Here is a 13,565-nt window from a genome sequence, read left to right as displayed (position 1 = left end):
GCCGACGGCACCGGACACTTGCGTGGACACAAAACTAAACTGGGAGGTTTACATGAACATCAGGACTCGATTGGGCTCGTTTGCAGTCAGCGCCGCGGCTGCACTGCTTTTGACGACCGGAGCCGTCAACGCGAAGAACTTCAAGATCGCGCTCGGGGACAGCGCCGGATCGGCGCAGGAAGCGCTTGGCAAGGCTTTCGTCGCTGCCTTGGAGGAGAAGTCCGGCGGTGCGCATACCGGGGATCTGTTTCTGAACGGCCAGCTCGGGTCGGAGCAGGATACGGTGAACGAAGCGGCCATGGGCACGCTCGACATGTCGATCCTCGCGATCAACAACGTCACGCCGTTCTCGCCCACCGTCGGCATCCTGACGCTGCCCTACGTGATCCTGAGCCTGGAGGAGGCGGAGACGCTGACCCAGGGCGCTATCGGCGATGAGTTGACGGCGAACACGATCGAGGATGCCGGTGTCCGGATCCTTGGATGGAGCTACACGGGGTTCCGCCGCCTGACGAACTCGGTTCGGCCGGTCGAGACGGTGGAAGACCTTCAGGGGTTGGTCATCCGGGTCCCGAAGAACGAGATCATGATCGCGACCTACAACGCCTGGGGCGTCAACCCGACGCCGATGGCCTGGGCCGAGACTTTCGCCGCGCTTCAGCAGGGCGTCGTGGACGGGCAGGACAATCCGTATCTGACCATCAACGCGATGAAGTTCGACGAGGTCCAGACCTATATCACGGACATCCGGTACATCTTCTCGCTCGAGCCGCTGGTGATCTCGGAGCAGGTCTTTCAGGACCTTTCCGAGGAGGACCAGCAGATGTTGATCGAGGCCGGCAAGGAGGCGACGCTGGTGTCGGCCCAGTTCCTGCGCGATCAAGAGGAGGCCATCAAGGAGCGTCTCACCACTGAAGGCGGCATGGAAATCACCCAGCCGGCCAACAACGAGGAGGAATTCATCAGCCTCGCCACGGAGGCCGTCTGGCCCCAGTTCTACGACAGCATCGGCGGCATCGAGAAGATGAACGAAGTCCTGGCCATTCTGGGACGCGATCCGGTCGAATGATCTGATGGAAACCGGGAGGGGCGTGCCTTGCGCGCCTCCCGACATCTTGGGGGGGATGCGATGCGTGGTTTCTGGTACGTTGTGAACAACATCGAGAGCTTTGTCAGCCGGGCACTGCTTCTGACTTTCGTCTGCCTTCTCTTCACTCAGATCGTTGCCCGCGAGGTCTTCGGGTTTTCCATTTCCTGGATCGAGGAACTCTCGGTCTACATGTTCGTATGGTTCGTCTTCTTCGGCGCAAGCCATGCTGCGAAGATGGGCGCCCATAACCGCGTGACGTTTCAGTTCAGGATGCTGCCGGCCAAGGTCGTCCGATACATCGAGGCCTTCGCCGATCTCTTCTGGATCAGTTTCAACGTCTATTTCATCTATCTGGCGATCGACTTCATATTCAACCGCATGAACCGGTTCCAGTCGTCGCAGACGATGGGGTTCCATCTGAGCTATGTCTACATCGCTTTGCCGATCGCCTTCACGCTCATGACGATCCGCATTCTTCAGGTGAATTATCGCAGGATCGTCGTCGGCGAAGATGTCACCGATCCCGACAAGATCGACCTGGACGAAATCCGCGATGAAATGCAGCGCGGCCACGACGACCCGAATGGTCGCGTGGGCTGAGGAGAGATCATGGAAGTTTCAATCGTCTCCGTCCTGTTCGGCTCGTTCATCGCGCTGCTGCTCATCGGGGCGCCGATCACGGTGGCACTCGGTGTCGCATCGCTGCTCTCGATCATCTATCTTGGCGACAACCCGATCAAGATCGTCCAGATCGCCTTCACCTCGGTCGCCTCATTTCCGCTGATGGCGCTTCCGGCTTTCATCCTGGCTGGCGCACTCATGGAAGCCGCGGGAATATCGAGACGCCTGATCAACGTGGCCGAAAGTTTCGCGGGTCCCTTCACGGGCGGTATCTCGGCCGCGACGGTGATGGCGTGTCTCTTTTTCGGCGCGATCTCCGGCTCCGGGCCGGCGACGACGGCCGCGGTGGGCATGTTGATGATCCCCGCGATGATCCAGCGCGGCTATGACAGGGGCTATGCTTCGGCCGTCACCGCATCGGCGGGTGGCCTGGGGATCGTCATTCCCCCGTCGATCCCGATGGTCATCTTCGGCATCGCCGCCCTCGGCATGCCGGCTCCGCCGGAAGCCGTCGAAAAGTTCGGCACCTTCCAGACCGTCTCGATCTCCAAGCTCTTCATCGCGGGCTTCATTCCGGCCTTCATCATCGCGGGCAGCCTTCTCATCCTGAACTACTTCATGAGCAAGAAGCGAGGCTACACGGGATCCGCGGACGGCTGGTCCGCACGTCAGATCTTCTGCGAACTGTACCGGGGGTTCTTCGCGCTCATGGCGCCGGTCGTCATCCTGGGCGGGATCTACACGGGCTTCTTCACACCGACCGAGGCCGCGATCATCGCGATCTTCTACACGCTCGTTGTCGGCGCGTTCATATACCGCGAACTCACATGGGAATCGCTCAACCGGTCTCTGGAGACGACGACCTGGCTGACCGGACGCGTGCTGCTGATCCTGTTCACTGCGACGGTGTTCGGTCGTCTGCTGGTGGAGAACCGGATCCCCGCGATCATCGCCGATGGGATGCTGTCGCTTACGGACAACATCTACTTCATCTGGGGCCTTCTGATCGTGTTCCTGCTCTTTGTCGGAATGTTCATGGAGACGCTGGCGGCCATTCTGATCCTGGTGCCCGTGATGCTGCCCGTCGCCTACAGCGTCGGTATCGATCCTATCCATTTCGGCGTGGTGATGATCTGCACCCTCGGCATCGGGTTCCAGACCCCGCCATTGGGGGAGAACCTGTTCATCGCATCAGGGATCTCGAATATCTCGATCGAGGAGATCTCCCTTCGCGCGCTGCCCTTCGCGGCCGTCAACACCATCGCCATCTTCGTCATCGCGTTCTTCCCGGAGCTCTCGCTCTGGTTGCCACGCCTGTTTGGCTATTAGACCGCAAGAGGTATCCTGCCATGAAAGTCTCGATCACAAACATTCTCTTCGCGACGAGCCTGTCGCCGAGCATGAAGTTCGCGATGTGCTACGCTGCGGAATTGGCGCGGATGACGAACGCCGAGATCCACGTCCTGCATGTGATCGAGCCGCTTTCGGACGATGCGCGCGTCACGCTGGAAATGTTCGTCCTGAATTCGAGTACGCGCAAACAGGCGCTCGAACGGCGGGCGGACATGCAAAAGCAGGTTCTGAACCAGCGGCAGGACGAATTCTGGGACGCGGTCGAGGCGGAGGACAAGCATGTCCGGGACCGGATCACCTCGATGGAGGTCATCGAAGGGAATCCGGCCGATGTGATCCTGCGCCGTGCAAAGGAACTCGGCTGCGACATGATCGTCATGGGCGCGCACGATCACGCTTTCACGCATACCTTCCTTGGAACCGTCTCGAAGCGCGTCCTGCGCCGCTCGAACATCCCGACCCTCATCGTCCCTCACCCAAAGACGCCATAACCGTCTGAATTCACTACAGGAGAATTGCCATGACTTCCTCGCTCACCGCGCAGGACCTGTCGGACACGTTCGATGCCTTCAATCGCCACGACATCGATGGCGTGATGAAACATTTCGCCGATGACGCGGTGTTCTACACCGTCGGCGGAAGCGAAGCCTACGGCACCCGGATCGAAGGGGCCGAAGATATCGCCAAGGCTTTCTCGGCGGTCTGGGGCGGAATGTCTGACGCGCATTGGGATCACCACAGCCATTTCGTTCATGGCAACCGTGCCGTTTCGGAATGGACGTTCTCGGGCACCGGGGCCGATGGCATGCGCGTCGAAGCCGAAGGGGCGGATCTCTTCACGCTTCGCGACGGCAAGATCGTCGTGAAGCAGGCGCTTCGCAAAGCACGTCCTCCCTTCAAAGCCTGAGCGTCACCCATCATCGGGAATTTGTCATGCCCTATCGTCCCAAACATTGGCCCAAGGCCAGCTACGATCCGAAATACGACCCGATCGTGGACCGCGGTCCCGGTCACAACCGCGACTATGCACCGACCTACTGGATCGGTACGGCCGGGGCACCGCCCGAAGATGACGGCCCCATCTCGGACGACATAGACGTCGATCTGGCCATCATCGGGTCGGGCTATACCGGGTTGTCCTGTGCGATTCATGCAGCGCGCGACCACGGTCTGCGGACCGCGGTGCTGGAGGCGAATACGGTGGCCTGGGGATGCTCGACCCGGAACGGCGGGCAGGCTCAGTTCTCGGCGGGGCGGCTCAAGCGCTCGCAGTGGGTCCAGCGCTGGGGCGAGGACACCGCGAAGAAGCTCCATGCCGAGATCATGGAGGGTTTCGATGTCTTTCGCGAATTGATCGCATCGGACGAAGTGGATTGCGACCCTCAGGAAGGCGGGCACTACTACATCGCCCACAAGCCCGGCGTGCTTCCGAAGCTGAAACAGGAATGCGACCTTCTGAACAACATGTTCGGCTATCGCGCCAGGATGTTCACGCGCGAAGAACTGCATGAACAGCATGTGAAGGATCAGGAAGCCGGCGGGGCCATGTGGGAGCCGGACGGTGTCTGCATCCATGCCGCCAAGCTGGCCTTCGGATACATGAAGCTGGCCCGCAAGGCCGGCGCGACGATCCATCCCGGCAGCCCCGTTCTGGGCTGGAAGAACCGCAACGGCGTGTATCACCTCACCACGCCCGGCGGGATCGTGCGCGCCAGGTCGGTGGCCCTGGCAACGGCCGGGTATACGCCGCCGGGCCTCGACAAGCGCACCAGCCACAGGCTGATGCCGATCCTGTCGAACTCCATGGTGACCCGCCCGCTCGACGCGGCCGAGAAGGAGGCCTGCGGCTTCCAGACGAAATCGCCGCTCACCGACACGCGGACGCTGCGCCACTATTACCGCTTCCTTCCCGACGACCGGGTGCAGATCGGAGGGCGAAGCGCGATCACCGGGAAGGATGCGGAGAACCCGAAGCATCTGGACCTGCTTCGTACCGGCCTGGCGCGCAAGTTCCCGGCGCTCGAGGGGATCGATCTCGACTACTCCTGGTGGGGTTGGGTCGATGTCAGCCACGACATGATGCCGCGCATCTTCCAGCCCGATCGGTCCGAGTCGATCTTCTATGCGATGGGCTACGGCGGCAACGGGGTGATGTACTCCGCGCAGGCCGGTCGGCGCATGGCGCAGATGGTCGCCGGCGAAGGCAAGGATCTCGATCTGCCGATCTTCACCTCCGAGCTGCCGAGCCATGGCGTCCTGACGCCGTTCCGCCGGCTGGGGCAGCAGATGATGTACCGATGGTACTGGTTCAACGATGAAGTCAGAAAAGCCTGACCCGTCCGGTCAGATGTTGAATGGAAAAGGACATACGACATGAAAATGACGACTGAAGAAGCCTTCATCAAGGTTCTGCAGATGCACGGAATCGAGCATGCTTTCGGCATCATCGGTTCGGCCATGATGCCGATTTCCGACCTGTTTCCGGATGCCGGCATCACCTTCTGGGACTGCGCGCACGAGACGTCGGGCGGCATGATCGCGGATGGTTATACCCGTGCCACCGGCAAGATGAGCATGGCGATCGCCCAGAACGGCCCCGGCATCACGAACTTCGTCACGCCCATCAAGACCGCCTATTGGAACCACACCCCGCTTCTTCTGGTCACGCCGCAGGCCGCCAACAAGTCGATCGGCCAGGGCGGCTTCCAGGAAATGGAGCAGATGGCGCTCTTCAAGGACTGCGTGGCCTACCAGGAGGAGCTGCGCGACCCCTCGCGGATCGCCGAGGTCCTCAACCGCGTGATCGAGAACGCCTGGCGCCTGTCGGCCCCGGCGCAGATGAACATCCCGCGCGACTACTGGACCCAGGTGATCGATATCGAGATGCCGCAGATCATCCGGCTGGAGCGTCCCGCCGGCGGCCAGGATGCGGTGAAGGCGGCTGCAAAGCTGCTGAGCGAGGCCAAGTTCCCGGTGATCCTGAACGGTGCGGGCGTCATCCTCTCGGGCGCGATCGATGCGAGCCGCGAACTCGCCGAACGGCTGGATGCGCCGGTGGCGTGCAACTATCAGCACAACGACGCTTTCCCGGCCTCGCATCCGCTGGCCGTCGGGCCGCTGGGCTACAACGGCTCCAAGGCTGCGATGCAGTTGATCGAGAAGGCCGACGTGGTTCTGGCCCTTGGCAACCGCCTCAACCCGTTCTCGACCTTGCCAGGGTACGGGATCGACTACTGGCCCAAGGACGCCAAGATCATTCAGGTCGATATCAATTCCGACCGGATCGGCCTGACCAAGAAGGTCGACGTCGCGATCCAGGGCGATGCGAAGAAGGTGGCCGAGGGCATCCTCGCGCATCTGTCCGACGATGCGGGCGACGCCGGGCGGCAGGAGCGACGCGACCTGATCGGACAGACGAAATCCCGCTGGGCGCAGGAACTCAGCTCGATGGACCATGAGGACGATACCGACGAAGGCGTCGACTGGAACGAGCGTGCCCGCGAGCGCGAGCCCGACCGCATGTCTCCGCGGCAAGCCTGGCGTGCGATCATGTCGGCCATGCCGGACGATGCGATCATCAGCTCGGATATCGGCAACAACTGCGCCATCGGCAACGCCTATCCGGGCTTCGAGAAGGGCCGGAAGTATCTGGCACCGGGCTTGTTCGGCCCGTGCGGATACGGTCTTCCCGCGATCCTGGGGGCCAAGATCGGCTGCCCCGACGTGCCGGTGATCGGCTTTGCGGGCGACGGCGCCTTCGGCATTTCGATGAACGAGATGACCGCCTGCGGTCGCGGCGACTGGCCGGCGATCACCATGGTCATCTTCCGGAACTACCAGTGGGGGGCCGAAAAGCGGAACACGACCCTCTGGTTTGACGACAACTTCGTCGGCACCGAGCTGAACAAGGGCGTGAACTACGCCAAGGTCGCCGAAGGCTGCGGCCTGAAGGGCGTGCAGGTGACCGGGATGGAAGAGCTGACCGAGGCCCTGCGCACCGCGGTGAAGGAGCAGATGGAGGATGGCATCACGACATTCATCGAGGTCGTGCTCAACCAGGAACTGGGCGAGCCATTCCGCCGCGACGCCATGAAGAAGCCGGTTTCCGTGGCCGGCATCGACAAGGCCGACATGCGTCCCCAGCAGGTCAGCTGATCGAACGGGGCCGGTGGAGACGCCGGCCCCCTTTTCCGCCTCGGACCGCTACCCGGTTCGGGGTTCGCGTGATCCTCACGCCGACAGTCAGGGCATTTCAGATGGCGCTATCCTTTTCACTGTTCGACAAATCGGGTGCGGACGTCCGCGCCTTCCTGTCGTCCCTCGCGCCCGGCTTCTTCGTTTCCGTGCTGATCGCCGTTTCGGCCGCGTTCCTTTCGGATCATTACGGTGTGCCGGCGATGCTCATGGCCCTTCTGCTGGGGATCGCATTCCACTTCCTCGCCGAGGAGGGACGCTGCGTCGAAGGCATCGCCTTTACCTCCCGCACCGTCCTTCGGATCGGCGTCGGATTGCTCGGCGCACGGATCAGCGTCGAACTTCTCATGGGGCTGGGTCTCGACCTGATCGGGCTGGTCGTGGCGGGGGTCATCCTGACCATTCTGTTCGGCTGGTTCGGGGCCAAGCTGCTCGGGCGCGGATGGCGCTTTGCGCTGCTGACCGGCGGATCGGTTGCGATCTGCGGCGCGTCGGCGGCGATGGCAATCGCGGCCGTCCTGCCGCGAAATGAGCAGTCCGAGCGGAACCTGATTTTCACGGTTCTGGCCGTCACCATGCTCAGCACGATCGCAATGGTCGCCTATCCGCTGATCGCGCAGGCTTTCGATCTCGACGACCTTTCCAGCGGCGTATTCCTGGGCGGCACCATCCACGATGTGGCGCAGGTGGTCGGGGCCGGCTTCTCCGTGTCCGAACAGACGGGCGAGACGGCCACGCTCGTCAAGCTGATCCGCGTCGCCATGCTGGCCCCGGTCGTCCTGGTCCTGTCGCTCGGCATTCGTCATTTCGTCGAGAACGCCGATCCCGGGACGAAGCGCCCCCCATTGGTGCCGTTTTTCGTGCTCTGTTTCCTCGCCTTCGCGGCGATCAACTCGATCGGTCTGATCCCCGCGGCCGTCTCGAACTTCATGGGTGACCTGAGCCGCTGGGCCCTGCTGATCGCGATCGCGGCCGTGGGCATGAAAACCTCGCTCCGCACGATGTTCGACGTCGGCGGTCAGGCCATCGTCCTTATCGTGGCCGAAACGGCCTTCATCGGGGCCTTCATCCTGGTCGGCATCAAGATACTGGGAGCTTGACTACGCCATGAACCACGTCATCGACTTCTCCGGCCCCCCTGCGCAGACGCGGGAACGCCGGCTGCGCGATCTGCCGGACCGTGTGATCTCGGGAGATCCGGAGCACGTGACCCATGTGTTCCACGACAACGACGGCCTGACCGCCGGCACCTGGACGAGTACGCCGGGAAAATGGCGTGCCTTCGAGGGGCGGGAGGAATTCTGCGTGATCCTCGCGGGCCACTGCCGCCTCATCTCCGACAACGGCACTGCGCGGGACTTCCACGCCGGCGACAGCTTTCTCATTCCCGACGGGTTCCGTGGCTATTGGGAAGTCGTCGAGACGACGACGAAGCACTTCGTCATCCGCTCTCGTCCCTGAGTCGCCCGAGACGCGGATGTCCCATCTTCAGGCCCTGTTCGATTCCGGTGCGCGGACGCCCCGGCGGATCGTCTTCGGCGAGGGAGCAGATCGGCCCGACCGACGACACCGCGGAGAGGTGGTGAACATCCAGGCAGGTGACGAATTCCGGCTTGGCTCCGGTTTCAACTCTATTCTCACCCGCCCAACCGCCTGTCCGGAGGGCACGAGGGAACGCGCTTGGAACATGCCGGGCCGGGTGCCTATTTGGATATCGGGGTGCTACGCCGCTCGTTCTTTCGAAGCCCCGATCATCGCGCTGGAGGTAGAAAAAACCCCGTCTCGGCCTCACCGCGCGACATGATGGAACACCTGGCTACGCCCGGAACCCACGGTCCCGCAGGCATCGAACGCAAGCAGCGCCTGATCGAGAAGGCCACCACCCTGAGCGAGAACCGCTTTCGCACGGCATCCGACGATCCTCCCCTGGAATCCCGTCTCCCTCGCCGCGGACGTCGGCGTAAGCGTCAGGCCACGGCCTTCTTAGCCGATGCCGACTTGAGCCACCGCCCCGCGAAAACGCCGATCAGCATGGCAGGCACGAAGATCAGCGTGCCGGGTGCCGCGAGGGGCAGGGCGGTCCAGGCGGGGCCGGGGCAGAAGCCGCCGATGCCCCAGCCCACGCCGAAGACCGCCGCGCCGGACAGAAGCGGCAGGTCGATCCGCGTGGCCGACGGGATGTCGAAATCCGCCATCAGCACCGGCCGCTCACGCCGCCAGGCCAGCCGGTAGCCCAGGAAGGCCGTCAGCGCCGCGCCCCCCATCACGAAGGCGAGGCTCGGGTCCCAGGCGCCGAAGACGTCGAGGAAGTTCAAGACCTTGGCCGGGTTTCCCATGCCCGAAAGGATGAGGCCCAGCCCGAAGACGAGGCCCGAGACGAAACCGAACAGCACCCGCATCAGACTGCCCCCCCGACCAGATGGCGCAGGACGAAGACCGCCAGCGCGGCGAAGACCATGAAGGTGACGACCGCGGCGAGCGAGCGGCCCGACAGGCGCGCGAGGCCGCAGACGCCGTGCCCCGATGTGCACCCCGACCCGAGCGAGGTGCCCACCCCGACCAGCAGCCCGGCCAGCGCCATCCCGCCCAGATTGTCGCTGACGGTCTGGACCGGCGCGGCGCCGGTGGCCAGCAGCCAGACCAGCGGCGCGGCCAGCAGCCCGCCGATGAAGGCGATCCGCCAGCCCCGGTCGCCCTGCGCGACGGCGCCTGCGGTGATGCCGACGATCCCGGCGATCCGGCCGAACAGCGCCATGACCATGACGGCGGACAGCCCGATCAGAACGCCGCCGCCCAGCGACAGCCAGGGGGTGAAATCGGTGGGTGTGACGGGCAGCATGGTGGACACTCCTTCTTCAGGCGATGGATCGGGCGGGCGGCTCGTCGGCGGCGCTCAGGGCGCATACGGCGGCGTGTTGCGACAGGAAGACCTGCCCGGTGAGGTCATCGAGGAAATGCGCGCGCTTCAAACGGTCCATGACCGGGCCCTTGACCTCGGACAGGTGCAGCTTCGTGCCCATCTCGTCCAGGCGCCGGTTGATCGCCTCCAGCGACTCCAGCGCGCTCAGGTCGATCTCATTGATCGCGGTGCATTGCAGGATGACATGGCGCAGCGCCTCGTCGCCTGCCACGCGGTCGAGGATGTGATCCTCCAGGAACCGGGCGTTGGCGAAATACAGGCTCTCGTCGACGCGCAGGGTGACGATGCTGGGGTCGGTCTCGACCGCGTGCCGATGGATGTTGCGGAAATGCTCGGTGCCGGGCACGCGGCCCACCTCGGCGATATGGGGGCGCGACGTGCGGAACAGGTAAAGCAGGATCGACACGGCCACGCCGCTCGACACGCCCGCCTCGACCCCGAAGATCAGCGTCACCGCCATGGTCGCCGCGACGGCGGTGAAATCGGCGCGCGAATAGGCCCAGCTACGCCGCAGGATGTCGAAGTCGACTAGGCTCAGCACCGCGACGATGATCGTGGCGGCCAGCGTGGCCGTGGGCAGGAAATGGATCAGCGGCGTCAGCGCCAGCGCCGCGATGGCGAGCCCGGCCGCCGTATAGGCCCCCGCCGCCGGGGTGCGCGCGCCCGCGTCGAAGTTGACGACCGACCGCGAGAAGCCCCCCGTCACCGGAAACCCGCCCGTGAAGGCCGCGCCCAGGTTCGCGGCGCCCAGCCCGATCAGTTCCTGATCGGGGTTCACGCGCTCGCGCTTTTTCGCGGCCAGCGTCTGCGCGACCGAGATGGACTCGACGAAACCGATGACCGAGATGAGCAGCGCCGGCAGGGCCAGCTGCCCGATCAGGCCCGGCGACAGGTCGGGCAGGGTCAGGGGCGGCAGGCTTTGCGGCACCGCGCCCACCACCGCCACGCCCCGCGCCGTCAGGTCCAGCAGCCAGACGGCCAGCGTCGTCGCCACCACCGCCGCGACCGGCCCGGCCTTGGTCGCCACATCGGCCAGCCGTGGCCCGAGGCCCATGCGGCGCAGCATCGGCTTCAGCCCTCGGCGCACCCAGAACAGGAAGGCGGTCGCCCCCGCGCCGATGACGAGCGTGGGCAGGTTCGTCTGCGTCAGGTTCCGCGCCAGCCCCTCCAGCAGCTCCACCACCGTATCCCCGCCACCGCCGATGCCCAGGATGTGCCGCAGCTGCCCCAGGGCGATGATGATGCCCGAGGCGGTGATGAACCCCGCGATCACCGGATGCGACAGGAAGTTCGCCAGAAACCCCAGCCGGAACAGCCCCATCGCCAGCAGGATGGCCCCCGACAGCGCCGCGAGCGTCAGCGCGGCGGTGGCATAGCCCACGGTCCCCTGCTCGGCCACCTGGCCCAGCGCGGCGGCCGTCATCAGCGACACGATGGCAACCGGCCCCACGGCCAGCGCGCGGCTGGTGCCGAACACCGCATAGAGCAGGATCGGAACGATCGACGCGTAGAGCCCCGCCTCCGGCGGCATCCCCGCCAGGAGGGCATAGGCCAGGGATTGCGGGATCAGCATGATCGTCACGATCACGGCCGCCAGCAGGTCGTCCGAAAACGTGTCGCGGCCGTAGCTGCGACCCCAGGTCAGGATGGGGAAATATCTGGCGATCCGGGTCATCTTGCAGCTTCTTCAGTTGCTCGGGGCGTCGGTCTGCTCGGGTTTGGCCATCCACTCGCGCCCCCGCAGCATCGCCTTCCAATAGATCGGCGGCAGGATCCGTTCCTTCAGCAGCCAGGCCGCCCGCGACGGACGGGTGCCGTCGATCAGCGCCCTGGGAAAGCTGGGCAGCAGCTTGCCGCCGTATCCGAACTCCGCCAGCACGATCTTGCCCCGCTCCACCGTCAGCGGGCAGGAGCCGTAGCCGTTGTATTGCGCGACGGCGGACTTGCCGTCGATGTCGGCGATCACGTTCTCGGCCACGGTCGGGGCCTGCACGCGCGCCGCGGCGGCGGTCTTGGCGTTGGGGGCGTTCATCACGTCGCCCAGCGACCAGACGTTGTCATGCGTCCGGTGCCGCAGCGTCGCCTGGTCCACGTCGACCCAACCGTCCGCGTCGGCGAGCGGCGAGACGCGGATGAAGTCGGGCGCGGCCTGCGGCGGGCAGACGTGCATCATGTCGAACTCGACCTCGATGCGGCGGACCTCCGCGTCGGGCGCCTTCACCTCGAAGACCGCGGTCTTGGCCGGGCCGTCCACCGACACGAGGTTGTGGAAGAAGTTGAGGCCGACGCCGTATTTCCCGACATACTCCATCAGGGCCGGGACGTATTCCTTCACCCCGAACAGCACGCCGCCGGCGGTGCTGAACTGCACGTCGATGTCGGCCAGCACGCCGCGCCGCGACCAGGCATCGCAGGACAGGTACATCGCCTTCTGCGGCGCGCCCGCGCATTTGATCGGCATGGGCGGCTGGGTGAAGATCGCGCGCCCGCCGCGCATCTCCTGCACCAGCTTCCAGGTATAGGGTGCCAGGTCGTAGCGGTAGTTCGAGGTGACGCCGTTGCGCCCCAGGGTGTCGATCAGCCCCTCGACCCGCCCCCAGTCGAGCTTGAGGCCCGGGCAGACGATCAGCCGCCGGTATTTTACCACCCGGCAGCCGTCCAGGATGACGGCGTCCTGATCGGGCTCGAAGGCGGCGACGGCGGCCTTGATCCAGCGGACGCCGTGGGGGATCAGCCCGGCCATGGTCTTGGCGGTCTCCTGCGGGTCGAAGATGCCGCCGCCGACCATGGTCCAGCCGGGCTGGTAGTAGTGCACATCGGCCGGGTCGATGATCGCGATGTCGAGGTCGCGGCGCCGGGCCGTCAGGCTCGCGGCGACGGCGATGCCCGCCGCGCCTCCGCCCACGATCACGATGTCATGGCTCGCGTCGGGCGCGTCGGTGGGCGTGCGGCCGCCGTTGGCGATGCGGCGGACGACGCCATTCATGTCATAGCCCGCAGCCTTGGTCGCACCCAGGATCTCGGCCGGCGACAGCCGGTCGGCCTGGCTCAGCGACCAGAGCGTCGCCGACCGCGTGCCGCTGCGGCAATAGGCCAGCACCGGGCCGGGCAACTCGTCGAGCGCCGCGCCGAAGGCGGCCGCGTCGGCGTCGCTGACCTTGCCGCCCGCGACAGGAATGTTCCGCACCTCGATCCCCTGCGCCCCGGCCGCCTGCGCGATCTCGGCGAAGGTCGGCTGGTCCGCGCCCTCGCCGTCGGGCCGGTTGCAGACGATGGACCGGAAGCCCCGCGCCTTCAGGTCCGCGACGTCCTCCGCCGCGATCTGGCCTGCCACGGACAGTCGTGGCGATATCTTGCTCGGCTCGATGGCCATGGCGTTTTTCATCC

At 65.0% G+C, this 13,565-nt stretch carries 13 protein-coding genes; 9 read left to right on the top strand and 4 right to left on the bottom strand.

Annotated elements, in window-relative coordinates:
• The first annotated feature begins 52 nt into the window (after positions 1-52).
• The 9 genes from JAN5088_RS03660 to JAN5088_RS03620 all read left to right on the top strand — a co-directional run bounded on the left by JAN5088_RS03660 (position 53) and on the right by JAN5088_RS03620 (position 8,719).
• Positions 53-1,069 (top strand): TRAP transporter substrate-binding protein, encoded by a 1,017-nt coding sequence (locus JAN5088_RS03660; protein WP_055681456.1) that lies wholly within the window; start codon positions 53-55, stop codon positions 1,067-1,069.
• 60 nt (positions 1,070-1,129) lie between these two features.
• Positions 1,130-1,690, top strand: coding sequence for a TRAP transporter small permease (locus tag JAN5088_RS03655; protein ID WP_055681455.1), 561 nt, complete (start codon positions 1,130-1,132; stop codon positions 1,688-1,690).
• A 9-nt stretch (positions 1,691-1,699) separates the two neighbouring features.
• Positions 1,700-3,040, top strand: coding sequence for a TRAP transporter large permease (locus JAN5088_RS03650; protein ID WP_055681454.1), 1,341 nt, complete (start codon positions 1,700-1,702; stop codon positions 3,038-3,040).
• A gap of 20 nt (positions 3,041-3,060) precedes the next feature.
• Complete coding sequence (locus JAN5088_RS03645) at positions 3,061-3,555, top strand: universal stress protein (protein WP_055681453.1); 495 nt, start codon at positions 3,061-3,063, stop codon at positions 3,553-3,555.
• A gap of 29 nt (positions 3,556-3,584) precedes the next feature.
• Complete coding sequence (locus JAN5088_RS03640; RefSeq protein WP_055681452.1) at positions 3,585-3,971, top strand: nuclear transport factor 2 family protein; 387 nt, start codon at positions 3,585-3,587, stop codon at positions 3,969-3,971.
• Positions 3,972-3,997: 26 nt separating this feature from the next.
• On the top strand, positions 3,998-5,398 hold the full coding sequence (locus JAN5088_RS03635; RefSeq protein WP_055681451.1) for an NAD(P)/FAD-dependent oxidoreductase: 1,401 nt from the start codon (positions 3,998-4,000) through the stop codon (positions 5,396-5,398).
• Positions 5,399-5,437: 39 nt separating this feature from the next.
• Positions 5,438-7,219: a sulfoacetaldehyde acetyltransferase gene (gene xsc, locus JAN5088_RS03630; protein ID WP_055681450.1), complete on the top strand. Its 1,782-nt coding sequence runs from the start codon at positions 5,438-5,440 to the stop codon at positions 7,217-7,219.
• Positions 7,220-7,320: 101 nt separating this feature from the next.
• A complete protein-coding gene (locus tag JAN5088_RS03625) occupies positions 7,321-8,358 on the top strand; it encodes a YeiH family protein (protein ID WP_055681449.1) in 1,038 nt (345 codons plus the stop codon).
• A gap of 7 nt (positions 8,359-8,365) precedes the next feature.
• Entirely contained in the window at positions 8,366-8,719 is a 354-nt protein-coding gene (locus JAN5088_RS03620) for a cupin domain-containing protein (protein WP_055681448.1), read from the top strand.
• A 506-nt stretch (positions 8,720-9,225) separates the two neighbouring features.
• Here JAN5088_RS03620 and JAN5088_RS03615 read toward each other — a convergent pair.
• Genes JAN5088_RS03615 through JAN5088_RS03600 form a run of 4 tightly spaced genes read right to left on the bottom strand, consistent with a single transcriptional unit; the run spans position 9,226 to position 13,551 of the window.
• Positions 9,226-9,657: a DUF6691 family protein gene (locus tag JAN5088_RS03615; protein WP_055681447.1), complete on the bottom strand. Its 432-nt coding sequence runs from the start codon at positions 9,655-9,657 to the stop codon at positions 9,226-9,228.
• Complete coding sequence (locus tag JAN5088_RS03610) at positions 9,657-10,097, bottom strand: YeeE/YedE family protein (RefSeq protein WP_055681446.1); 441 nt, start codon at positions 10,095-10,097, stop codon at positions 9,657-9,659. Before JAN5088_RS03610 ends, JAN5088_RS03615 begins: the two co-directional genes overlap by 1 nt.
• Before the next feature lie 16 nt (positions 10,098-10,113).
• On the bottom strand, positions 10,114-11,853 hold the full coding sequence (locus JAN5088_RS03605; protein ID WP_055681445.1) for a SulP family inorganic anion transporter: 1,740 nt from the start codon (positions 11,851-11,853) through the stop codon (positions 10,114-10,116).
• A gap of 12 nt (positions 11,854-11,865) precedes the next feature.
• A complete protein-coding gene (locus JAN5088_RS03600) occupies positions 11,866-13,551 on the bottom strand; it encodes a bifunctional protein tyrosine phosphatase family protein/NAD(P)/FAD-dependent oxidoreductase (RefSeq protein ID WP_370736403.1) in 1,686 nt (561 codons plus the stop codon).
• Positions 13,552-13,565: the final 14 nt, after the last annotated feature.

Origin of the sequence: Jannaschia rubra (assembly GCF_001403735.1) — a bacterium.
GTDB lineage: Bacteria > Pseudomonadota > Alphaproteobacteria > Rhodobacterales > Rhodobacteraceae > Jannaschia > Jannaschia rubra.
This window is presented reverse-complemented; position numbering and strand designations above follow the sequence as displayed.